Genomic DNA, 21,202 nt, shown 5'->3' with positions numbered 1-21,202 from the left:
AACGCCGTTGACACGCCAAACTAAACAAATGTATAGTCACGGGTGTGGCGGAGCCCACAAAGTTTCGCTGCCAGTTCCGGACCCGCACTGTGTTGCCACGCGCGCATCGTCAGCCCACCTCACCTACCGGGTACGTCCAGGTTGAGGGAGATCTGGATCCGCGCTTCGGGACTACACCTCTCACACATTCATGCTGCGGCGCGCTGCGCCCCAGCAGCATCGGAAGGTCGAAAACGTGAGCAATGAGGAAAACAGCGGCTGGCCGGTTGCGATTGTGACCGGTGGCGGCACGGGCATCGGCGCGGCGACCGCCGGCCTCTTGTCCGACAGCGGATGGGAGGTGGCTATCTGCGGCCGCCGGGCGTCGGTCTTGGAAAGGGTTGCCGCGGACATCGGAGCGCATCCGATTGCGGTTGATATGAGCAGGGAATCAAGTGCTGATGAGGTCGTCGGCGCTGTCCTCGAGCGGTTCGGCCGGATCGATGGCGTTGTGCTTAACGCTGCGATTGCGCATGCCCGGCGCTTCTCCGATACCACTGACGCGCTGTGGCGGGACATGCTGGAGACGAACCTCGTCGCGGCGGCACGGCTGGCCCGGACAGTCATCCCGCACTTCCCGGACGGCGGGGGTTCCATCGTCGGCGTGGCGTCGCTGGCCGCACTGAGGGCCAGTTCGTTCTTGAGCGGCTACGCCGCGTCGAAGGCAGGGCTGGGCCTGATGTTGCAGTCCGTCGCGGTGGAGTACGGCAAGGTAGGCGTCCGCGCGAACCTCGTCTGCCCCGGGCTGGTCAAGACTGAGATGTCCGCCTCTGCTCTGATGACTGTGGCAGACCGGGACGATGTCCCACTTGAGGCCGCGTACGACCTCGCCACTCGGCATGTCCCTTTGCGGCGAGCGGGCGCCGCCGCCGAGATCGCTTCCGTAATCGCCTTCCTCCTCTCCGAGGGAGCGTCGTATCTCACGGGGGCCATCATTCCTATTGACGGTGGGGCTTCCGCGGTCGACGTGGCGGCTCTGGTCTATGAGGACAACTAGCAATGCAGCCCGTTGCGGTCGAACCACGTCCCGGCCGCAGCGACTGATATGGAAGGAACATCGGTGACAACAGCGTTCATCAATGGAAAGTTCTACACCGTCAACCCTGACCAGCCGTGGGCCGAGGCCCTGCTGGTGGAGGAGGGACGGATCAGGGCCGTCGGCAGCGAGGACGAGGTGCGCTCAATCGCCCCCCGGGACACCGAATTTGTGGACCTGGAAGGGCGAATGGCCATGCCGGGGATCCATGACGCCCACCTGCACCTGCTCTTCAGCGGGCTCAAATTTAAGTTCGAGGCCCGCCTCACCTCCGCTGCCGACGCCCATCGGATTATCGAGGAGCTCCGGTCCTGCCACTGCCAGGGCCCCATCGACAGTGAGGGTAACGAGTGGCTCATCGGTGGTGAATATTTTCCGGACTCATTCGGCAAGGAACCTCCCAGCAGGGACTTCCTCGATGAGGCGTTCCCCGACCAGCCTGTTTTCCTGTACGACTACTCAATTCACCACGGCCTGGCCAACTCCCGCGCACTGCAGTTGGCGGGCGTCGACGAGTCGATCGAAGACTCGGCGGGCGGCCGGCTCGTCCGTGATGCCACGGGACGCCTCACAGGCGAAATGGTCGAGCAGGGCCGCTGGCCCGTCCTGCGCGCAATTCCGGACTACCCTGAACGAAGCGCCGTAGACGCCGTGGCATGGGCTGTCTCCATGTGCCACAAATACGGGATCACTTCCGTCCAGGAAGCATCGGCGAACCCTCAGACACTCAGGGCACTGCGGACGTTGGACGAGGACGGCTCCATGGCGCTTCGCGTGGCGGCACACCTCGTTTGGCGGGAAGAGGGCTTCGGCGGCGCCAGCCGCGAACAACTCGACCGGCTCATCGAGGACCGGGACGTGTGGCGCACTCCCCATGTCGATCCCGGATTTATCAAGATCTGGCTCGACGGAGCCCCGCTGCCTCCCCACATGACGCAGGCAAATCTCACCGAACAGAACACCGTGGACGCGTCGAAGATTCTGGTGCCGCGCGACGAGCTTGTTCGTGCTGTGACCGACTTCGATGCTCAGGGTCTCACGGTCAAGATTCACTGCGCGGGTGAGGGGGCAGTGCGCACCGCCCTCGATGCGATTGCCGAAGTGCGCAGCCGGAACGGGTCGGACGGTCCAGCGCACGAAGTGGCGCACGCCGGATTCATCAGCGATCAGGACTATGACCGGCTGCCCGAGCTGAACGTGACGGCCGAGATGTCTCCCGCGCTATGGCATATCCCCGAATACGGTCTGCAATCCGGCTTCAAGTTCAACTCCGTCTTAAGACACGGTGCCACGATGACGGTCGGGTCGGACTGGATCATCACTGAAAACCCCAACCTTTTTCCCGGGCTGCAGGGCATGCTGGAGCACGGCGTTGAGTCCATCGACCTCCCGCGCGCCATCCATGCAGTCACGCTGGCCGGGGCCAAGGCCGTCAACCGGGCCGGACACCAGGGCAGTCTTGAGGCGGGGAAGACAGCCGACTTCATCGTCCTCGACCGCAACCTCTTCGAGGTCCCCGTTCAGGAGATCGGGGGCACCGAGGTCCTCCGTACCGTCTTTGAGGGACGGACGGTGTACCAGCCGAACTGAGCCTCACGCCCCCACTCAGCCGATGCCTGCGACGATGCTGGTCAGACCAGGGGAAGGGGTGCGACAAGCTGAAGGGAGGGGACCGCTTTCGATGCGGCCCCCTCCGGGGAAGTTCCCGGGGTGAAATGCCGGGGTCGGTCCCTTCGTCCTACGTTTCGTCGGCAGAGGGTGCCGGAGTCCAGGGTTCGCGGAGTAGGGGCAGGCGGTCCTGGAATCTACGGCGAATGACGAAGAGGATCAGGGAGAGCAGGAGGATGCCGACGCCGATTCCCAGTTCGACCGGGCCGCCGTAGCCGGAGAGTTCGGAGGAGAAGGCGCCGACGACGAGGACGGCGGCTCCGTAGACGGTGAGCACCACGGCGAGGGGGACGGCCCAGGCACCGAGCTTGAACGTACGCGGCGCGTTCGGCCGGTCTCTGCGCAGGAGCAGGAAGCCGGAGACGGCGAGCAGGATGGCGAGGAGATAGCCGATATTGGCCGCGACGAGGATGCCGATCGGGTTGGAGACGAAGAGCACGAGAAGGATGTTCATGATCACGGCGGCGATGATCGCCCGGGCCGGAACCTGGTGGCGGTTGAGGGTTTCCAGCTGGCGCGGGACCAGGCCGTCAATGGCGGCGCCGTAAAGGGCGCGGGAGCCGTCGGCCATGCTGGCGTTGACGCCCATCAGCAGCGCGCCGATGGTGATGACGAGCGCGGCGTCTCCGGCGAAGCCCGCCGGCAGCACCGAGGCGAAGCCGTTGACGAAGACGGCGGTCGGGTCGGCGGCGGCGTCGGCCTGGGAGATGAGCCCGCCGATGCCGATCGGGACGAGGGCGAACATCATGAAGGTGTAGCCACCGGAGGTGGACAGGGCCCGGCGGGCGTCCTTGTTGCTGCGGTACTCGGGGGTGAACGCGGCACACATTTCGGTGCCGTAGGCGGTCCAGCCGACGAGGTAGAGCCAGACGGCGGCGTCCTGCCAGCCGCCCCAGTGATCGGCGCCCGGCTGCCCGAGGCCCCAGGTGAGGTTGGATGCCTCCCACTGCCCGCTGACCAGCGGGGCCACCACGAAGGTCAGCAGCGGGATCAGCAGCAGGGCCCCGAAGATCTTGTTGACCCAGGCCGCAGGCTGCGCACCAAACAGATTCGGCACCATGAGGGCGAGGATGAACCCGATGCCGATCAGCTGCGCCACGCCCACCTGCAAAAAGCCCAGATCCAGCGCCCACGTCGCCTCGGGAAGCCAGCGTGCCTGGATGATCGCCCCGGCGGTAAGGCTGACGATCGAGATGACCGCGGACCAGCCGAACCAGTAACCGAACGTGGCCAGGGCGCCGGCCGGCGCGAACCGACCCTTCCACGCCTCGTGCGCGTAGACCGGAACCCCTCCCGGCTTATCGGGGAACATCGAGGCCATCTCCGCGAACAGGTGGTTCTGCGCCCAGCCGATGGCCGCTGCCAGCGCCCAGACGAACATGGCCGACAGGGCGCCGATCGCGGCCATCGTCGGACCGAAGGAAACGAAAAGACCGCCCGAGACGGCCATGGCGAGAGCAAAGGCATCCTGCCAACGCAGCGTGCGATGCAAAGCGGGAGCGGCGTCCGCGTGATCGATGGAACCAGCCATGAGAGGCCCTTTCAACAAAAAGGTTTGTGTATGTGTCAGCAGGTACGCTGTGCGGGAACGGACCCCGCGAGTAGGGACTATGCGTCAGGCCCTGGAGAGACAGGGAAGGCTAATGGTTAGCCCCTGTTCACGGGCTCTGATTGACGGGAACAGGGGCAGGCCGGGAGCCGGAAATCGTGACCCGGGGATCCAACGCGAGCGAACCGGGATCGACGGCCGTCATCCCGCCATCGACCGGGATGACGGCCCCATTGACATACGAGGCCTGCCCCGAGAGCAGCCATGCAATGAGGCTGCCGACTTCCGACGCTTTTGCCGGCCGTCGGCTTGGCACGAACGAGGTGGCCACTGAGTAGGCCTCCTCCCGCTCCAGCCCCAGCTCTTCACCGTATTCATCCATCTCCATGTCGGCCATTTCGGTCCGGGTCCATCCCGGGCAGACGGCGTTGGCACGGATTCCGCGGTGTCCGTAGTCCACGGCAATCGACTGCATCAGCATCGTGAGCCCGGCCTTGGTCGCGTTGTATCCGGGGATGCCGGCGCTGGCTCTGAGCGCGGCGGCTGAAGCGACACCTACAATCGATCCGCCAGCACTTATCAGGTTCGGCAGGGCTGCCTTGGCCAGGAGGAAGGGGCCGGTCAGGTTGGTGCTGACCATGGCGTTCCAGTCGTCGGTAGCCAGTTCGGAAACTGTTCCGGGCCTGACAATGCCCGCGTTCAGCACCAGGCCGTTAATTGATCCGAAGCCCGCCATAGTCGTTTCGACCAACCGGTCCACGTCTTTCTCGGAGGCCGCGTCAACGACCAAGGGGGTAGCGCCGGTGGTGCGGGCAACGTGTTCAAGGGTTTCCGGCCGCCGTCCACAAACAACTACTTCCCATTCCTGCGCCCGGAGGACGGCGGCCGTCGCGGCGCCGATACCTGTTCCTCCACCGGTAACGATGGCTACGGGGTTCTTGGTCATTCTGCCTCCTTGAGGTGCGGGCGGATCTGCGATGCGGCCAGCGGTAGGGGAGTGTTGTCAGCTGAAGTTCAGTGCCGGGAGCGCGGAACGGGCCATGAAGCCGAAATCCGCAACGAGTGCGGTCCCGTTGATGGGGGCACTGATCGGAGAGGCAAGAAACACGGCATGGCGTGCAACCTGGCGCGGTTCCATCACGGGAAGGCCGGCCCCGGCAAAACCTTCGTCCCGGCCTAGATCTGCCCTGGACATTGGAGTGTCCACAATGCCCGGGCACAGGCAGTTGAAGCGGACCTGCGGGTAGTCGACGGTCAGTGATTTGGTGAGCATAAGAACCGCGCCCTTCGAGGTGCAGTACGGGCTCATTCCCTCGAACGCGACCAGCGCCGAATCCGATCCCAGAAAGACCACCGATGACGTCTTGCTTTTGCTCAGGAGGGCTACGCTGTGTTTGGCAACCAGAAAGTTGCCCCGCACGTTCACTGCCATCACACGGTCCCAATCGGCCACTGAAACCTCTGCCGCGGCCCGTCCTACCGGTCCGGAAATTCCGGCACACGCGATGACCGAATCCAGCCGGCCAAACTGGTCATCCGCGGTTTGGACGGCCGACTGCACCTCGAGTTCATCCGAGAGGTCGGCCCGCACAAATACGACCCGATGGCCTGCTCCCCGGAGCTGTCTTGCCAGGGCTCCGCCTTCGGGGTTCCGATCAACGATCAGGATGCTGGCACCTTCTTCGGCCAGAACTTCGACACAGCCACGGCCAATGCCGGACGCGCCCCCTGTCACCAGGACGACGCGGTCACGCAATTGCATATCCATCGGTCTCTCCATTTACCGCAGCGGCGGGTGGATGTCCGGGTTCGTCGGACATCCACCCGGCATTCGAGATGCGGGCGGCCCCCGGGCCGAGCCCGCTGCCTGGTCAGTAGGTGATCACCTGGGGTTGTCCGAGGTGTTTGAGGCCTTCGACGCCGAACTCGAGGCCGTAGCCGGACTGCTTGGCGCCGCCGAACGGTACGCGCGGGTCCACAGCGCCGTGCTTGTTGATCCACACGGTGCCGGCGACGATGCGGGCGGCTACTTCGCGGGCTTTGTCCTTGTCTGAGGACCAGACGGAGGCGCCGAGGCCGACCTCGAGCCCGTTGGCCATTCCGATGGCTTCGTCCACACTGGAGTACCTGACGATGGGCAGGGCGGGACCGAACTGCTCCTCGGCGACCAGCGGGTTGTTGTTGTCGATGTCGGCGACGAGGGTGGTCGGGTAGAAGTAGCCGGGCTGGTCCTGCTCGGGGTTGCCGCCGAGGACGATGCGGGCGCCGGAGTCTTTGGCCGCCTGGACCAGGTTCGCAACGACGTCGTACTGTGCCTTGTTCTGCAGCGGGCCGAGGACGTTGTTCTCGTCCAGGCCGATACCCATGGGCATGGCCTTCGCGGTTTCGGTCAGGGCGGTGACGACGTCTTCGTAGATGTCCTCGTGCACGTAGAGGCGCTTGAGCGCGGCGCAGGTCTGGCCGGTGTTGATGAAGGCACCCCAGAACAGGTCCTGGGCGATCGCTTGCGGGTCGGCGTCCGGGAGTACGATGCCGGCGTCGTTGCCGCCGAGTTCCATGGTCAGGCGCTTCACGGTGTCCGCGGAGTTGCGGATGATGGCCTTGCCGGCATCGGTGGACCCGGTGAACATGATCTTGGCGACGTCGGGGTGTTCGACCAGCCGGTTGCCCACGGTGCGGTCGCCCGAGACGGCGTGCAGTACGCCTTCGGGCAGCGCGGTGTTGAGCACGTGAACCAGTGCAAGGACCGACAGCGGGGTGGAGCTGGAGGGCTTCATGACCACGGTGTTGCCCATGCGCAGCGCCGGGGCGAGCTGCCAGACGCCGATCATCATGGGCCAGTTCCACGGCCCGATTGCACCGACCACACCCAGGGGGCGGTAGTGGAGTTCGGCACGGCCGCCTTCGTCATCCACCAGTACCTCGGGCTCGAGCTCGAACCCGGCGGTGGCGCGCAGCCAGGCTGCGCAGGCACTGACCTCGAAACGGGCATTGGGTCCGTTCAGCGGCTTGCCCTGCTCGCGGGAGAGCAATACGGCCAATGCCTCGGCGTTCGCCTCGAAGGCGTCCGCGGCACGATTCATGTAAGCACTGCGCTGCTCATGTCCGAGGGCGGCCCATCCCGGCTGCGCCGCGCGGGCCGCGGCAACCGTCGACTCGAGGTCCTCAAGGATGTGCTGCGGGGCCCGCCCAACCAGCTCCCCGGTCGCCGGATCCAGAATCTCCCGGCCGCCGGCCGAGGGCTGGACCGCCGCGAGCAGTTCCTCGTAGGTGATGGGTTGAGTGTCAGATTCAGTGGTCATGTCATCTCCTCGGTGGAGTAACCCGCAGCTCAAGCTGCCGGGCGATCGGGTGTGGGGGGTGCAAACAGGCTGGCCCAGCGCCATGGCCGGCCGGGACGGTTATTCGGCGGGGTAGTGCGTTTCGTTCAGGACCGTGAACTTGCTGTCGAAGGGCAGATGCATCGGGGCCAGGGTGGGTCCGTCCCAGCAGAACATGCGCCCGATGGACCGCTCATTTGTCAGGTCGATGACCACGAATGATTCGACCGGCATGACGGTTTCGCTCCAGTACAGGAGGACGACGCCGTCTGCGAGTTCGAAGACCCGGATGGGGTCGACGTCGCCGAGGCCCTGTTCCGCGCCTTGGATGCAGTGCCAGACAAAGGTGCCGGAGTTGAGGTAGATGTGCTCGTAGCGTTCGGTGGGGCTGTAGCGGTAGAAGATGCGTTTGCCCACGAGCTCGCTGCTTTCAGAGCGGGGCTCGATTTCACCTGTGCCAACGACCCGGCCGGAGAGGAAATCCGTGTGCATGCGGACGTTGCCGTTGCGGTTTACAAAGGATGAATCCGCGACCGTGACGCGTCCGTCGGCACGGTTGATGATCATGGTGACGTCGCGGGTATTGGTGCCTTCACCCTTGAGGAAGTCGACGTAGAAAATCTCGTCGCGTACTTCCACGGCCCGGTACGGGTGCGTGCCGGTGGCGCCCGTGTCCGCGCCTGCGGTGATGCTCCAGGTCACCTGGCCGCCGTCAAAGGAATGGTTGATCGTCCACCCGTTGTCGAAGGCGATCTCGAGTGAAGTCCCCTCCAACTTATCGCTCGCGGGAAGGGCCGGGTCGCCGAAGCCTTCAAGCATGGCCGTGACCGCAGGCCACTCGTCCTGGGGAACATAGCCCTGAGCTTCGGTGCTTGCGGTCGCGCTGGTGCTGCTCGACATGGTGTTCATCCGTTCGTTGTTGTCGTTGGTGGGAAGTCGGGCCGCTATGCCGCCCTGGCTGGCACGCCAGCGATCTACGCACGAACGAACCTCCAGCAGATGCCCGACTGTGCGGTGGATCACTCCAAAACTGTACGCTTGTCTAGTTTCTTCGTCAAGTCATGGCGATCACGTTTTTTGGCGTCGGATGGTGGGCGCGGATGACCCGTAAACTCTTGATATGAGCAATGAAGTCCAGCGCCCGTCCTATGGAGAGGGACGTGAGGCGCTGATGTCCGCAGTGATGCAGATTGTGGCCGCTAAGGGCCTGCGGGGGGTGACTTATCGAGCGGTTGCACGAGAGGCTGGTGTCAACCACAATCTGATCTCGCACCACTTCGGTTCGATGGAATCGCTGCTGAATGCCACGATGGAACTGGCCGTCGAACGGGCCATTGCAAACACCGAGCTTGTGCTGTTTGCCGACCTTGACGAGCGTTACGCCGATGCCTTGATTGCCTCGGTCTCCGCAGAACCTGAAGTGCACTTGTTCCAGTTTGAAATGCTCTTGGAGGCTCGACGTCATCCCGAGCTGCGCGAATCATCGCGCCGGCTTTACGAAAACTATGTCGCGTCGGTCCACGACGGGCTTCGCCGCCGAGGCGTGGCGGCGGACGATGACCTGTGTAACGCAGTCTTTGCTGCTCTCGACGGACTCATGCTCCAATTCCTTACCATCGGCGATCCTGCGCGCATCAGGGCTGCAGTCGTGCGGGTGGGAAAGTTGGTGGCTTCTGCCGCTGATCTTGAATTTCGAGAAGTCTCTTCCGTGCCAAGAACCGGGTGAAAGAAGATCGACATTTGTCCTCCTTGCACCAGATGAGCGATGTGAGAGTGCGGCAGGGCCGCAAGCCTCGATAGCCCCGGCTGCTCGACCGAGAGCGTAGTGTTCCTGCAATCGGGGCGCGGCCTCTGTCGGCGCTGCCGGGAAGCAAAAAAACCCGTCCGGCGCCTGGAGCCCGGAACGGCCAGGCAATCGATCTGAAGTTACCGCGGAACTCCTAACGCACCGTACGTTGTTCAGCGGGATTCGCCTCTGTCCCGTCAATAGTCGCGGTGTAAATGCATATCGCAGCGGCGTTCGTTTGGGGGTGGCTGTCGTAGGCGGGGTGATAGCTGCCAGCTTCTGCAGCAACGAAATTTGGACCTTGCCGACGCAGCTTTGGCTGCCTTTGAGATGAGTTTGGTCGATAGGCAGGCGCGGCCGTTCACGAACTGCGGCCGGCGGTGTACGTCCACGAGGGGCAAAAATAGGTGGTTCGTTTTGATTGAACGTCAGGGCGAACCTTCCCCGGCCATCCAGATATTGTTCTGCGACGCCGCACCTCTTCGAAACCGTCGCCGATGCCGGCGATCGCGGTAACGACCACCGGAACAGCTGCCCTCGTGATGATTGGGGCGAACCTCTAAACAGCCTGCAAACGCTGCTGTAGGCCGCATGCAAGAGCCTCAGCGATGGGCCAAGAAAACCGTTGACACCCCAAACTAAACAAATGTATAGTCTTGGTTGTGGCCCGGATCACCGTTCAGGATTCTGCAAGGAGCCAGGGGTGTGGGGACATTCCGTCCGGTCTCACTGCCAATGCCGACAGTCGATGTAGGGCGGGCAGCTAAGTACCCTAGGCTCCGGCCGGGCGATAACGGTCAAACACACTCTCCACAGGGGGCGGCAACATTGCGTTCCCCAGGGCAGCAGGTGCAGCCCATAGTCAATTTCGTCTGTTAGCACCCGCGAGGCGCGACCTCGAAAGAAGGAATTTCCATGCCCAAAACCGATCTGTCTACGTCTCAGTCGACAAGCGATAACCCGGATTCAAGAGGCCGAATCGCTTTCATCGTTTTGTTCTCCTCGGTGGTCTCGACCCTATTGCTCATGGCTCCCGCGGTAGCGGGACAGTTGCAGGCACAGATGGGACTGAGCCCCACACAAACCGGCGACCTCTTCGCCGTCGAACTGGGAGCTATGAGCATAGCTTCACTACCCGCCCTGTTCTGGATCAAAAGGCTTAACCTGCGGATGGCGTCCCTGGTTTTCGCGCTGATATTCGTCACAGGAAACATCGTTTCCAGCTACGCGAACACCTACGAACTCCTGGTGACGGTGCGCGGAGCGACTTCTCTGGCCGGCGGTTCCCTCATGGTGCTGGCCATGTCTCTGGCTGCACGCACCGCCAACCGAGAGCGGGTTTACGGTCTCTGGACGGCTGGCCAGATCGCTTTCGGCGCCATCGGCTTGGCAATATTCCCTCGGTTCTTCGATGGCTTCGGAATCTCGGTTGTCTATTGGACACTGGCTGTTCTCATGATCCTGGTGCTTCCCTTACTGCGGTTCCTCCCTTCGCATTCCATGCCGCCGGCGAAGGCAATCCATGGCGGAACCATCAAGCCCAATCTGCGCAAAACAGTCCTGGGTCTGATCGCCTGTCTCGTGTTCTCCATCGGCCTCAGCTCGATCTGGACGTTCCTGGGCGGCATCGCAGGAAGCGCTAAAATTGATCCCCAGACTTTAGGAATTATCCTTTCCGTCGCCACAATGGTCGGAGTTGTAGGCTCAGTCGCTGCAACGCTGATTGGCGGAAAAGTGAACCGCAGAATTCTGCTGGTGGGCGGGCATGCGGGGATGCTCCTTGCCGTTGCACTTCTATTCGGCTTTCCCTCCGCACTGCAACTCGCTACGGCAGCCATCATCTTCAAGTTCGCCTGGCCATGGACGCTGCCATTCCTGTTGTCGACCCTCGCGGACTTGGACCGCGTCGGCAGAGCGAGCAATCTTTCCAATCTGTTCATCGGCGGCGGGTTCGCCATCGGCCCCTTCATCGCCGGTCGCCTGGTCGAGGGCACCGGAGGCTACACTGCGCTGACGCTGATGAGCGTCCTCGCGCTCCTAGCCTCCCTTGTACTCATCCTTTTCGCACAACCCTCCAAGAGGCTTGCGGACACCCCGATCCCGGCAGAACCAGTGAAGGCCGGGGCTTAGGACAAAACCCTCACGGACACGTAGTCGGCATCTAGCCCGCAGGCCCGGGGTGGTGCCAGATCGCGGGGCTAGAGGGGCGGAGCTCGCGTCCAAGAGGAAGCGCAGACACGATCTAAGCCAAGGAAATACCCTTCTGGCCGTCCTTGCTACGGCAGCTGGCTGATCACCGCCTGCCTCATGTGTAGCGCGAAGGACTCATAACCTGCACGCAACTGTAGAGACGCCCACTGACTGGGCGGACCCAAAAACTTCCCAAGTGTGACGAAGCCCGCAGTTTTCTGAATAAGCCCGCGTTGCAGTCCAATTCAGCTGCCCGCATCCACCGTTCAATGAAAGGTTGACCATGAAGGTCGTCAGTGATTCTAACGTCGAACTTATCAACAGCCTCTACCAGTCCTACAACGCAAAGGATCTCGACGGATGGCTCTCACACTTCGCCGAGGACGCATATTGGTACAACGTCCCCACCGGCGAAACACATAAAGGACTTCCAGGTCAACGCGCCAACTACGAGGCTTGGAGCATCCCCTTCCCTCAGGGTGTCTGCCAGGAACTGAGCATCCGTGGCGGAAACGACGTCATGGTCGCGGAGTTCAACGGCGTCGGAGTCCACGAGGGGCCTCTGATCACGCCCGAGGGGAAGATTGCGCCGACCTTTCGGTCCACGTCTCTGGCCTTCTGCGACATCCATACAATCCGGAGCAACAGGATCACGGAAACGCACCGCTACTGGGACCTGGCCGGCGCAGCCGCTCAACTCGGCCTCTGATACCAAAGGGGGCCCTACACACTATGCCGCCATGGCGTATCCGAAGAACTGAAACCAGCAGTAACCGACCCTTGTGGCACTCACGTTTCAGCTCCGCAGCAGCTCACTCCGCTGTCTTGATCGGGCCATAGTCCCTCGCATGCATTGAAAGGATGAACTTGAACCCCACGAGCAATGGCCTCACCCGACGAAGCATCATCGGCGGCGGCCTGGCAACAGCAGGCCTGTTGGCATCTACGCGACCGGCGGCGGCCTCCGATCGGAAACCGGTTCAACACGGAAATACGACCAGCCGTACCCGCGTCGTGTTGCTGGGAACGGCTGGTGGCCCCACCTACATGCCAGGCGCCAAGAGCGAAGGAATATCTTCGGCCGTTGTAGTCGGGGACCGCTACTACATAATCGACGCAGGGGACGGAGTCCTTCGACAGGCTCGGAATGCACGTCTGGGAACATGGCAACACCCCTTGAACGGGCCCTTGGACCAGCTGAGAGCAGTCTTCCTGACCCACCTGCATTCCGATCACATCACCGACCTGTCTGCCTTGCTTAACGCAGGCCTCTTCAACGGACTACAAAAAGCCGACCTACCGGTCAAACTCATCGGACCCGGTAACCGCGGCGTACTCCCGCCACTCTTCGGCGAAGGTGCTGCGCCTCCCGTTGTCGCCCCCCCCAAAATCCCACACCCGGCACGCGGGAGATGTGGAACCTCCTCGTTCAGGCCATGGCGACTGACTTCAATGACCGTGCCCGCGATAACCGCTTCCTGATACCGGCACAGGTAGTGGAAGCCAGGGACGTCGAACTTCCAGCCTGGGCTACAGCTGACCCGAACAACAACCCGTCCCCGGACATGGACCCTGTAGATGTCTACGAAGATGACCGCGTGAAAGTGACCACAACCTTGGTCCAGCACGCCCCCGTATTCCCCGCCCTCTCCTACAGATTCGAAACGGACGACGGCTCCATCGTGTTCTCCGGAGACACAGGACCATGCGAAAATCTGGTGACGCTCGCCCAAGACACCGATGTCTTGGTACATGAGGTGATCTCTGGCGAATGGGTGGACGAATACTACCCCCATCCCCGCACCCCCGCCCAGGAAGCACTCGTCCAACACCTGCTAAAAGCCCACACAGAAGCCGGGATCGTCGGATCGATAGCCGAACGAGCAGGCGCCAAAACACTCGTACTCAACCATTTCGTGCCGCAAACCTGGCCCAAAGCGAAATGGAAAAAAACGGCCCGGAAAGGATACTCCGGTCAACTGATCGTCGGCGAGGACCTCATGCAAATCTTCATCGGCTAAGTAGCGCTAGTAACGACCCGTTAGTAGCGCTACAGGCGTTGCCGCTTGAGCCTCCACCAACAGCAGGACCGAATATCGCCGTCGTCGTTCGTCCGCCAACTTGCCAGCGAGCAGACAACCGATCGAGATGCATGGATGGTCTGGGCAAGAACCAACTGCCTTGGAGCTGATAAAACCTCGAGGCAGGACCCGATAGTAAGTCCAGTCCTGCCTCGTAAGTCAATGGCGTCTCGAGCGAACTCGATTGGACAGCCAGTAACCGAAGTTCGGCCAAGGATTTATTGCCGGCTCGGTGGCCCCTCGATACGGAAGATGACCCAGTTTTTACTACCGAGCCGAAGAAGACGCCATGGCCGCCGAGCAGTTTGTCGAAACGCGGGGAAAGCATTGTGAGAACTGGCCGTCTTCACTTCGCCGATAACCGTGACTATGTTCAGGGCGAGCGTCCCGCTGCACCATACCCGTGGGAACGGTTCGAAGGCCAGCAGCGCTGGCGCAAAGCCGCCCGCTCACCATTCAGGCCAATGCATAAATTCTCAAGTTCTAGCGTCACGGTGAAGGACCGGCTTATGCGACAACATCTGGATCTGACATCTGAGGATTGTGCAGGCCTGCCAGCGTCCGGTGGACGTGTCGGGACACGCCGCGGAGCTGCCACGGGTCAGGCCGGGCCCGGACGTACCCTGTGAGGAGCCTGCGCCCCGGGGACGCAGGCTGGGGAAACAGGGGACATCATGCGCACTCGCACCACGATCCGGTTTATCCTGTCCATTCTGTCCGCGGCCGCCCTGGTCCTGGGCCTGCTGGTCCCTGCCGCGCCGGCCGCGGCAGCCGTGGCCTACAACGTCTACCGTGGCCCGAACTACAGCAAACGCGTCATACTCACCTACGACGACTGCCCACTCACCCTGGGTGCCTTCACGAGCGTGGTCAACTACGCGAAAAAGAAGAACATCGGCCTGGTCATCGCCCCGACCGGCAACTGCATCCGCGGGTACCTGGACGGCGCCGGCATCAACATCGCCCAGTACGCCCGCGACCGCGGACAGTACGTGATCAACCACAGCATCACCCACCCGGACCTGCGCAAGCTCAAGTGCGCCGCCGTCGCCCGCGAAATCTCCCGGGCCCCGGGGGCGGGCAGCAACTACGGACGCCCGCCCTACGGTGCGGTGAACGCCAACGTCCGCTGCGGCTACGCCCGCGCGGGGATGAAGATCTGGCTCTGGGGCACGGACACCATGGACTGGACCGGCAAGACCCGAGCGCAGGTGGTAGCGGCGGCATCGGCCGCCGGGGCCGGAGACACCGTCCTCATGCACATGGCCTGGAACGGTTTCATCCCGACCGCGATCGGGCAGATCAAAGCCCGGCTCGCCGGCCGCGGCCTACTATGCCGGGCCTACCGGGGCGCCGACAACAAGGGCCCGATCATCCCCACCACCATGCAGCTGCCCGCGAGCCTGCCCTGCTGAACCGTTGCGCGCCGCGAGTTCCCGCTCGCCGGCCTCACGGTCACGGACCGCACCAGCTGCTGTTTCAAGTCCCGCCAGCCGGAGACCATCGCCGCGCACCTGGCGAAACGCAAGTCTAGGGAGGATGCCTATCGGATCGCCGCCGCCGCGTTCCGCGAGAAGATCGGCGGCCCCGGAGCTCTGCGGCTACCGCACCTACCCCTTCGCGTTGGCGTCCCGGGGCTGCGCAGTCCGGTCCATCAGTACCTTATGCCACACGGGCCGCGGACGCGTTGTGCAACGCGGCAGGGAGAAAACGACGCCGGCATCCAGGCTCCGTGGGAACGGAATCCAAGATGCCGGCGCGGACTCAAAATTGCTTGACTCCATGCCGTTCTCCGCTCAATGTTGAGCCTATAAATGGGCGGTGCCGTGCCCGATGGCCAGTAGTTAGCCCATCCTTTGCAGGGTCTCCGAGGCGAATGCCGATTTCGCAGAGGCCAGTGCACTCACTATCGGATCCGACTTTGTTCATCCAAGGAAGTGAGCCTCATGGCTTCCCACCGCGAACTCAAGAAGACCCTCAAGCCCCGGCATCTATCGATGATCGCCATCGCCGGCGTCATCGGGGCGGGTCTGTTCGTTGGCTCCGGCGCGGCGATCCAGCAGGCCGGCCCCGGCATCCTGCTCGCCTACATAGCCGCGGGCATCGTCGTCGTCCTCGTCATGCGCATGCTAGGCGAGATGGCCACTGCCAACCCGGAGACAGGTTCGTTCTCCGCCTATGCGGACAAGGCCCTTGGCCGCTGGGCCGGCTTCAGCATCGGCTGGCTCTACGCCTGGTTCTGGATCATTGTGCTGGGCATCGAGGCCACCGCCGGTGCGGCGATCATGCACCGCTGGGTCCCGGGCGTCGACCAGTGGATCTGGGCCCTGGTACTGATGGTCCTGCTCACCCTCACGAACGTGTGGAGCGTGAAGTCCTACGGCGAGTTCGAGTTCTGGTTTGCCTCCATCAAGGTCACTGCCATTGTCCTCTTCCTCATTGCCGGGGTCATCGCGATCCTGGGCCTCATGCCGGGCGTCCCGGCCCCGGGCCTGACGAATCTCGTGGGCCACGGCGGATTCATGCCCAACGGCGCCAGCGCTGTCCTGGCCGGCATCCTCGTCGTTGTGTTCTCCTTCTTCGGTGCGGAGATCGCCACCATCGCCGCCGGCGAGTCCTCCGACCCTGTCACCGCCGTCCGCAAGGCCGTTAATTCCACGGTGTGGCGGATCCTGATCTTCTATATCGGCTCCATCGCGGTCGTAGTGACCCTGCTGCCGTGGGACGACGCGTCTGTGGCCAAGAGTCCCTACGTCGCGGTGATCGAGAGCTTCGGCATCCCCGCCGCCGGGACGATCATGGATGTCGTGGTGCTTACTTCGGTACTGTCCTGCCTGAACTCGGGCCTCTACACTGCGAGCCGCATGATCTTCTCCCTTTCGACCCGGGGCGACGCTCCGGGCTCCTGGAGCCATGTCTCAAGGCGCGGCGTGCCGGTCAGTGCAGTCCTCGCGTCGACGGTCGTGGGCTTTATTACAGTCGGGTTGAACTATCTCTGGCCGGACACCGTCTTCCTGTTCCTGGTGAACACTTCGGGTGCGATCGCCCTGTTCGTGTGGCTCGTCATCGCCTGCTCGCAGCTCATTCTGCGCCGCCACGCCGACGCCGCCGGCACCAAGCTCACGCTCCGGATGTGGCTGTTTCCGTATCTGACTTGGATCTCGATCATCGTCATCACGGCCATGATCGTGGGAATGCTCTTCCTCGACAGCACGCGCGAGTCGCTGCTCCTCTCCATCGGGCTCGCTGTCATGGTCGTGGCGATTGGCCTGATCCGCTACCGTCGCCAGCTCAGCCCGGTCGGTCCGCACGAGCATACCGAGGCCGAAGACCTTGCGGAGGCCCTGGAGGAAGAAGCCGAAGCCCATGGCCACGGTGCCTGAGCGGGCCGGCGGCCGCCGGCCCTGATCAGGCTCGGCGGCCGCCAACCACCTCCTGGCCGCCACCACCGCCAGCGATGTCGCCGTGGGCTTGCTGACCGGGAAGCTGCACCGGGAAGAACTGTCCAAGTATCCGCACAGCCGCCACCGGTCGATGTGGGCTTCAAGTTCGGTGTGCAGTTCCATCACGCCTACCCCTCGGCGGCAACCGCGGGCCGCTGGGCGTTCTGCCAGACCATTACGGCGGCTTCACTGTCCTCGGGTTCACCATGGACTCACGCCATGAGGAACTGCCGGCCGGGTGGCGTCGCGACGGATCAAACAATCGTGCTGTTCCGGCCAAGCGCACCCCGGAGGGCAAGGAGATCGCGAAGGAGTTCGACGGGCTGACGCTGGCCGGCAACCACTACCCCGGGTCTCCCCGCATCCTGCACACCGACATGGTGGACGCAGGGCAACGTGATCTTCCCGCGGGTCGAGCAGGTCGACGAGGAATACTTCCTCACGCTGAGCCTGACCCCTGAAGACAGCGACCGAAGCAGGATGGATCCGGAGCGCTGGGAGCCGGTGAAGCTGTCCGCCTACTTCCTTGCATAAGCTCTCGCTCATCCATGTCGGGGTGAGGGACCGGCTTAAGCGACGGTCCAATCGGCGTTCAGGTCCGAGCGTGCCGCAACCTGACAATTGAAATCTCGGACTTGATCACGGCTGTTGGTTGTTCACGCGCCTGAGAACGCGCCCCAGCCTAGCGCCTGGCGGTGTGTTTGCTGGTTCCAACCGTCGGATGAATTGGTCTCTGTCGATCCGCAACTCGACCCGGTTGGCCTTCTCTAGAAGGAACCGTTCGCCGGTTGGATCGGAGATTAACCAGGCAATGGCAGCATCGGGTGTGACGCTGTCCACGATGCCGGTCTCCAGCAGGGTGCCGTTTTGCCATGCTTCCACGTGGGCGCCGAGCAGTCTGGCCCAGTCATCGAATTTCAAGTAGTTCATCAGGTGGTTTCCAGTGCGGTGTGAGAGGGATGCCCTGCCCCGGGCAACTGGTGAGCGGCAGCGGGGGCAGGGCACATGTGTCGGTTAGGTCAGGACCGGGATCCGGGCGCGGATTCCTTCTTCGGTGGCCTGTTGCTTACGGGTGTTTTCAATGGCCGTGGTTATCAGGTGCTGCGGGACGACAACGATGCCGTCGCCGTCGCCCATGATCGCGTCACCGGGGTTGCAGACGACGTTGCCGCAGGCGACGGGGGTGCCGATGGCTCCGGGTCCGTACTTGAAGGGGCCGGCGGGGCTGATGCCGCGGGCGAAGGTGGGCAGGTCGAGGGCGAGAAGTTCATCTACGTCCCGGGTGGCGCCGTCGATCACGACGCCGGCAATGCCCCGGGCGATACAGAGCTCGCCGAGGATACCTCCGAAACAGGCCCGGTTAGTTTCGCTGTTGGCGTTGATGACCAGAACGTCTCCCCTCTGAGCGTCGTCAAGGGCGCGGTGGATAGCAAGGTTGTCGCCCTCTCTCGTGTGGATGGGCAGAACCGTTCCGGCCATTTTCAGCCCCGGCGTAACGGAGCGAATGGCCGAGTGCATAAGCCCTATACGCGCTTGGGCATCACCGATGAGGGCTGTGGGGAAGCTACCCAGTTCCTGGATCAGGCGCGGGTCGGGCCGGTTCCATTCGGGGGTGAGCTGGAGGGAGTCGGTGGAGGCGGTGATAATCATGGATTGGTTTCTTCCGGTGCTACTTGTAAGCGGGTGCGGGGACGGTATTCAGCGCGTGGGCCGGGTGTTCGCCGGCCAGCACCTGTCGGATGGCGGCCAGCGCACCGGTTCCGGCGGCGAGGAACGCTTCGGAGCTTTGGCCGCCCACGTGCGGAGTGACGATGAGGTTGGGCAAACCGCCGATGGGCAGACCCGAGTGCGGCAGCGGGTTCTTCATGTCCACGGATTCGCCCTGCACGACATCAAGTGCCGCTGCTGCCAAGTGGCCACCGGTGAGTGCGGCGACGAGGGCGGGTTCGTCGATGAGACCGCCGCGGGAGGTGTTGATCAGCACGGAGCCTGGGCGCATGGCGGCGAGAGTGTCCGCGTTGATGAGCTGCGTGGTCTCTTCCGTGAGTGGCAAGTGCAGGCTCACAACATCGGATTCGGCGAGGACCTCGTCGCGGCTGGCGGGCAGCGCACCTGCGGCGCCGATGACGGAGGGCTCCACGAAGGGGTCGTGGACCAGGGCCTTCATACCGAACCCCTGGGCGATGGAAAGCACCATCCGGGCAATGTTCCCGAAGCCGAGCAGGCCCAGTGTTTTGCCATGCAATTCGAAACCGTTCATGTTTGCCTTGGCCTCATCCCAGCGGCCTGCGGCGGTTTCCCAGGCCCCGTAGGGGACTTTGCGGGCCAGGGCGAGGAGGAGGGCGAAGACATGTTCTGCTACGGCCCGGCTATTGCTGCCCGGGGTGACGGTGACAAAAACCCCGGCCTCCGTTGCGGCGCTGATGTCCACATTGTCGGACCCGACTCCGTGCCGGGCGATGATGCGCAGCCGGGGGGAGGCCTGGATTTTCTCCCGGTCGAAGCGTTCGGCCCGGAGCAGGACGGCGTCGACCTGGTCGCTGATGAGTGCGTAGGGGACGGCGTTTTCGCCGTAGCCCAGGTGCACCTGCCCAAGCGTGTTCAGTTCATCCAGCACGTCGGGGTGGATCGGATCGGAGACGTAGAAGGTGTGCATCTTTTTCCTCAGCGGTAGAGGTGGGAGGTGGAATTGGTGTTGGTGCGGACCAGGCCGAGCACGGTTACGAGCCCGAGGAGGCCGAAGATCACGAGCATGTAGGCCGGGATCATGGTGTTGCCGGTGGAGTCGATGAGCCAGGTCGCCACGTACGGGGCTCCGGCGCCGCCGATGACGGCTCCGACGCTGTGGCCGAAGGCGACGCCGGAGTGGCGGACCTCCACGGGGAAGAATTCAGGCATCGAGGCGTAGGTGCCCGCCTGGCAGAGGGCGTAGGGCAGCATGCCCAGCAGCAGGCCGAAGATCGCCAGCGACAGCGAGCCGGCGTTCATGAGCATGAACGAGGGGAACGTGATCACGATGTAGGCGATGTAGGAGTAGGTCAGCAGGCGCTTGCTGCCGATGCGGCTGCCGAGCTGTCCGGCCAGGGGGATCAGCAGCGCCGCGGAGGCGACGGCGATCAGGACGATGGTGGAGGCTTCGGCTTTGGAGAAGTCCAGGACGGTGCTGAAGTAGACCGCGACGTAGACGGTGCCGATGTAGGTGCCGATGTTCTGCACGAGTGCGATGAGGAAGACCTTGCTGAGGCGGGAGCGGTGGTTGCGGAACAGCTCCACGATGGGGGCGCGGGTTGTCTCGCCCTTGTTAGCACTGGAGGTGAATTCAGGGCTGTCCTCGATCTTCAGCCGCATGATCAGGCAGAGGATGCCCAGCGGGATCGCGAGCAGGAACGGGATCCGCCATCCCCACGATTCCATCTGTGCGGCGGGAACAAGGGTGGCCGCGAGGGCGGCAAGGCCCGCGGCGCCGGCCTTGCCCAGCACGCCGACACTGGGGATGAAGGAGATGTAGAGGTTGCGGCGCTCCGCGGGTGCCCACTCGCGGATATAGGTGGCGGCGCCGCCGATCTCGCCGCCGGCGGAGAGGCCCTGCAGCATCCTGAGCAGGCCCAGCAGGATCGGGGCCCAGATGCCGATCTGCGCGTAGGTCGGCAGTACCGCGGTCAGGCCGGCCGCGGCGCTCATCAGGATCACGGAGCCGACCAGGCTGGCACGCCGGCCGAACCGGTCCCCGATGCGCCCGAAGAAAATCGCGCCCAGCGGGCGGACCAGGAAGGCGGTACCGAACACCAGGAAGGTGTTGAGCAGGCCCGCCACCGGGTCACCTTCGGGGAAGAACACCACGGCGATTGTCGCGGCGACGTAGCCGAAGACGCTGAAGTCGTAGTACTCGATGAACGTGCCGAACGCGGCAACGGCGGTGGCCTTCTTCGCCTTCCGCTGACGCTCCGCGGCCACGACTCCGGCCCCGGTTTGAGTGGTGTGGGACATCTTTACTCCTGCGATAAAAAATGGGACACTGTCCTAAAGACTGAATTCAGTGTGATGCCGGCCACCAGTGGTTGTCAAGACTGCGTGGGCTGAGCGTGGCCCG

General features: G+C 63.4%; 19 protein-coding genes. 10 read left to right on the top strand and 9 right to left on the bottom strand.

Translation table 11 applies throughout. From position 1 onward, the window contains the following. Positions 1-235: 235 nt before the first annotated feature. Positions 236-1,036, top strand: coding sequence for an SDR family NAD(P)-dependent oxidoreductase (locus OC550_RS18910; RefSeq protein WP_262107488.1), 801 nt, complete (start codon positions 236-238; stop codon positions 1,034-1,036). 63 nt (positions 1,037-1,099) lie between these two features. Beyond that, positions 1,100-2,665, top strand: a complete 1,566-nt coding sequence (locus OC550_RS18905) for an amidohydrolase (protein WP_262107487.1) — start codon at positions 1,100-1,102, stop codon at positions 2,663-2,665. Positions 2,666-2,813: 148 nt separating this feature from the next. Here OC550_RS18905 and OC550_RS18900 read toward each other — a convergent pair whose 3' ends face one another. The 5 genes from OC550_RS18900 to OC550_RS18880 form a co-directional block, all read right to left on the bottom strand. After that, positions 2,814-4,274, bottom strand: a complete 1,461-nt coding sequence (locus tag OC550_RS18900; RefSeq protein WP_262107486.1) for an APC family permease — start codon at positions 4,272-4,274, stop codon at positions 2,814-2,816. A 127-nt stretch (positions 4,275-4,401) separates the two neighbouring features. Then, positions 4,402-5,238, bottom strand: coding sequence for an SDR family NAD(P)-dependent oxidoreductase (locus OC550_RS18895; RefSeq protein ID WP_262107485.1), 837 nt, complete (start codon positions 5,236-5,238; stop codon positions 4,402-4,404). Between the two features lie 57 nt (positions 5,239-5,295). Continuing rightward, positions 5,296-6,060, bottom strand: a complete 765-nt coding sequence (locus OC550_RS18890; RefSeq protein WP_262107484.1) for an SDR family NAD(P)-dependent oxidoreductase — start codon at positions 6,058-6,060, stop codon at positions 5,296-5,298. 103 nt (positions 6,061-6,163) lie between these two features. Then, entirely contained in the window at positions 6,164-7,594 is a 1,431-nt protein-coding gene (locus tag OC550_RS18885; RefSeq protein WP_262107483.1) for an aldehyde dehydrogenase family protein, read from the bottom strand. A gap of 99 nt (positions 7,595-7,693) precedes the next feature. Further along, positions 7,694-8,635, bottom strand: a complete 942-nt coding sequence (locus OC550_RS18880) for a molybdenum cofactor biosynthesis F family protein (protein WP_262107482.1) — start codon at positions 8,633-8,635, stop codon at positions 7,694-7,696. 97 nt (positions 8,636-8,732) lie between these two features. Between OC550_RS18880 and OC550_RS18875 the strand changes: the two genes are divergently transcribed. The 8 genes from OC550_RS18875 (at position 8,733) to OC550_RS18845 (ending at position 17,646) form a co-directional block, all read left to right on the top strand. Continuing rightward, on the top strand, positions 8,733-9,338 hold the full coding sequence (locus OC550_RS18875; protein ID WP_262107481.1) for a TetR/AcrR family transcriptional regulator: 606 nt from the start codon (positions 8,733-8,735) through the stop codon (positions 9,336-9,338). A gap of 975 nt (positions 9,339-10,313) precedes the next feature. Continuing rightward, entirely contained in the window at positions 10,314-11,528 is a 1,215-nt protein-coding gene (locus OC550_RS18870) for an MFS transporter (RefSeq protein ID WP_262107480.1), read from the top strand. Between the two features lie 343 nt (positions 11,529-11,871). Continuing rightward, positions 11,872-12,297: a nuclear transport factor 2 family protein gene (locus OC550_RS18865; protein ID WP_262107479.1), complete on the top strand. Its 426-nt coding sequence runs from the start codon at positions 11,872-11,874 to the stop codon at positions 12,295-12,297. A 152-nt stretch (positions 12,298-12,449) separates the two neighbouring features. Further along, complete coding sequence (locus OC550_RS22405; protein WP_368736948.1) at positions 12,450-13,070, top strand: MBL fold metallo-hydrolase; 621 nt, start codon at positions 12,450-12,452, stop codon at positions 13,068-13,070. Further along, a complete protein-coding gene (locus tag OC550_RS18860; RefSeq protein ID WP_262107478.1) occupies positions 13,025-13,609 on the top strand; it encodes an MBL fold metallo-hydrolase in 585 nt (194 codons plus the stop codon). Before OC550_RS22405 ends, OC550_RS18860 begins: the two co-directional genes overlap by 46 nt. A gap of 734 nt (positions 13,610-14,343) precedes the next feature. Further along, positions 14,344-15,084, top strand: a complete 741-nt coding sequence (locus OC550_RS18855; protein ID WP_262107477.1) for a polysaccharide deacetylase family protein — start codon at positions 14,344-14,346, stop codon at positions 15,082-15,084. Between the two features lie 531 nt (positions 15,085-15,615). Continuing rightward, positions 15,616-17,052, top strand: a complete 1,437-nt coding sequence (locus OC550_RS18850; protein WP_262107476.1) for an amino acid permease — start codon at positions 15,616-15,618, stop codon at positions 17,050-17,052. Between the two features lie 456 nt (positions 17,053-17,508). Further along, positions 17,509-17,646: a hypothetical protein gene (locus OC550_RS18845; protein ID WP_262107475.1), complete on the top strand. Its 138-nt coding sequence runs from the start codon at positions 17,509-17,511 to the stop codon at positions 17,644-17,646. 105 nt (positions 17,647-17,751) lie between these two features. On the opposite strand, the gene OC550_RS18840 is transcribed toward OC550_RS18845, so the two are convergent. The 4 genes from OC550_RS18840 to OC550_RS18825 form a co-directional block, all read right to left on the bottom strand. Further along, positions 17,752-18,042: a hypothetical protein gene (locus OC550_RS18840; protein ID WP_262107474.1), complete on the bottom strand. Its 291-nt coding sequence runs from the start codon at positions 18,040-18,042 to the stop codon at positions 17,752-17,754. Positions 18,043-18,126: 84 nt separating this feature from the next. Next, positions 18,127-18,762, bottom strand: coding sequence for an RraA family protein (locus OC550_RS18835; protein WP_262107473.1), 636 nt, complete (start codon positions 18,760-18,762; stop codon positions 18,127-18,129). A 19-nt stretch (positions 18,763-18,781) separates the two neighbouring features. After that, positions 18,782-19,768: a hydroxyacid dehydrogenase gene (locus OC550_RS18830; RefSeq protein ID WP_262107472.1), complete on the bottom strand. Its 987-nt coding sequence runs from the start codon at positions 19,766-19,768 to the stop codon at positions 18,782-18,784. 8 nt (positions 19,769-19,776) lie between these two features. Beyond that, entirely contained in the window at positions 19,777-21,099 is a 1,323-nt protein-coding gene (locus tag OC550_RS18825) for an MFS transporter (protein WP_262107471.1), read from the bottom strand. Between the last annotated feature and the right edge of the window lie 103 nt (positions 21,100-21,202).

The sequence above is a fragment of the Arthrobacter sp. Marseille-P9274 genome (genome assembly GCF_946892675.1).
Classification (GTDB): domain Bacteria; phylum Actinomycetota; class Actinomycetes; order Actinomycetales; family Micrococcaceae; genus Crystallibacter.
The sequence above is the reverse complement of the archived record's forward strand: the minus strand, read 5'-3'. Positions and strand labels throughout refer to the sequence as shown.

Excerpts from the sequence above, each read along its gene's own strand:
- OC550_RS18875 (WP_262107481.1), top strand. The coding sequence starts at position 8,733 with ATGAGCAATGAAGTCCAGCGCCCGTCCTATGGAGAGGGACGTGAGGCG.
- OC550_RS18855 (WP_262107477.1), top strand. The coding sequence starts at position 14,344 with ATGCGCACTCGCACCACGATCCGGTTTATCCTGTCCATTCTGTCCGCG.
- OC550_RS18885 (WP_262107483.1), bottom strand. The coding sequence starts at position 7,594 with ATGACCACTGAATCTGACACTCAACCCATCACCTACGAGGAACTGCTC.
- OC550_RS22405 (WP_368736948.1), top strand. The coding sequence starts at position 12,450 with ATGAACTTGAACCCCACGAGCAATGGCCTCACCCGACGAAGCATCATC.
- OC550_RS18890 (WP_262107484.1), bottom strand. The coding sequence starts at position 6,060 with ATGGATATGCAATTGCGTGACCGCGTCGTCCTGGTGACAGGGGGCGCG.
- OC550_RS18865 (WP_262107479.1), top strand. The coding sequence starts at position 11,872 with ATGAAGGTCGTCAGTGATTCTAACGTCGAACTTATCAACAGCCTCTAC.
- OC550_RS18830 (WP_262107472.1), bottom strand. The coding sequence starts at position 19,768 with ATGCACACCTTCTACGTCTCCGATCCGATCCACCCCGACGTGCTGGAT.
- OC550_RS18895 (WP_262107485.1), bottom strand. The coding sequence starts at position 5,238 with ATGACCAAGAACCCCGTAGCCATCGTTACCGGTGGAGGAACAGGTATC.
- OC550_RS18835 (WP_262107473.1), bottom strand. The coding sequence starts at position 18,762 with ATGATTATCACCGCCTCCACCGACTCCCTCCAGCTCACCCCCGAATGG.
- OC550_RS18900 (WP_262107486.1), bottom strand. The coding sequence starts at position 4,274 with ATGGCTGGTTCCATCGATCACGCGGACGCCGCTCCCGCTTTGCATCGC.
- OC550_RS18840 (WP_262107474.1), bottom strand. The coding sequence starts at position 18,042 with ATGAACTACTTGAAATTCGATGACTGGGCCAGACTGCTCGGCGCCCAC.
- OC550_RS18850 (WP_262107476.1), top strand. The coding sequence starts at position 15,616 with ATGGCTTCCCACCGCGAACTCAAGAAGACCCTCAAGCCCCGGCATCTA.
- OC550_RS18860 (WP_262107478.1), top strand. The coding sequence starts at position 13,025 with ATGGCGACTGACTTCAATGACCGTGCCCGCGATAACCGCTTCCTGATA.
- OC550_RS18870 (WP_262107480.1), top strand. The coding sequence starts at position 10,314 with ATGCCCAAAACCGATCTGTCTACGTCTCAGTCGACAAGCGATAACCCG.
- OC550_RS18825 (WP_262107471.1), bottom strand. The coding sequence starts at position 21,099 with ATGTCCCACACCACTCAAACCGGGGCCGGAGTCGTGGCCGCGGAGCGT.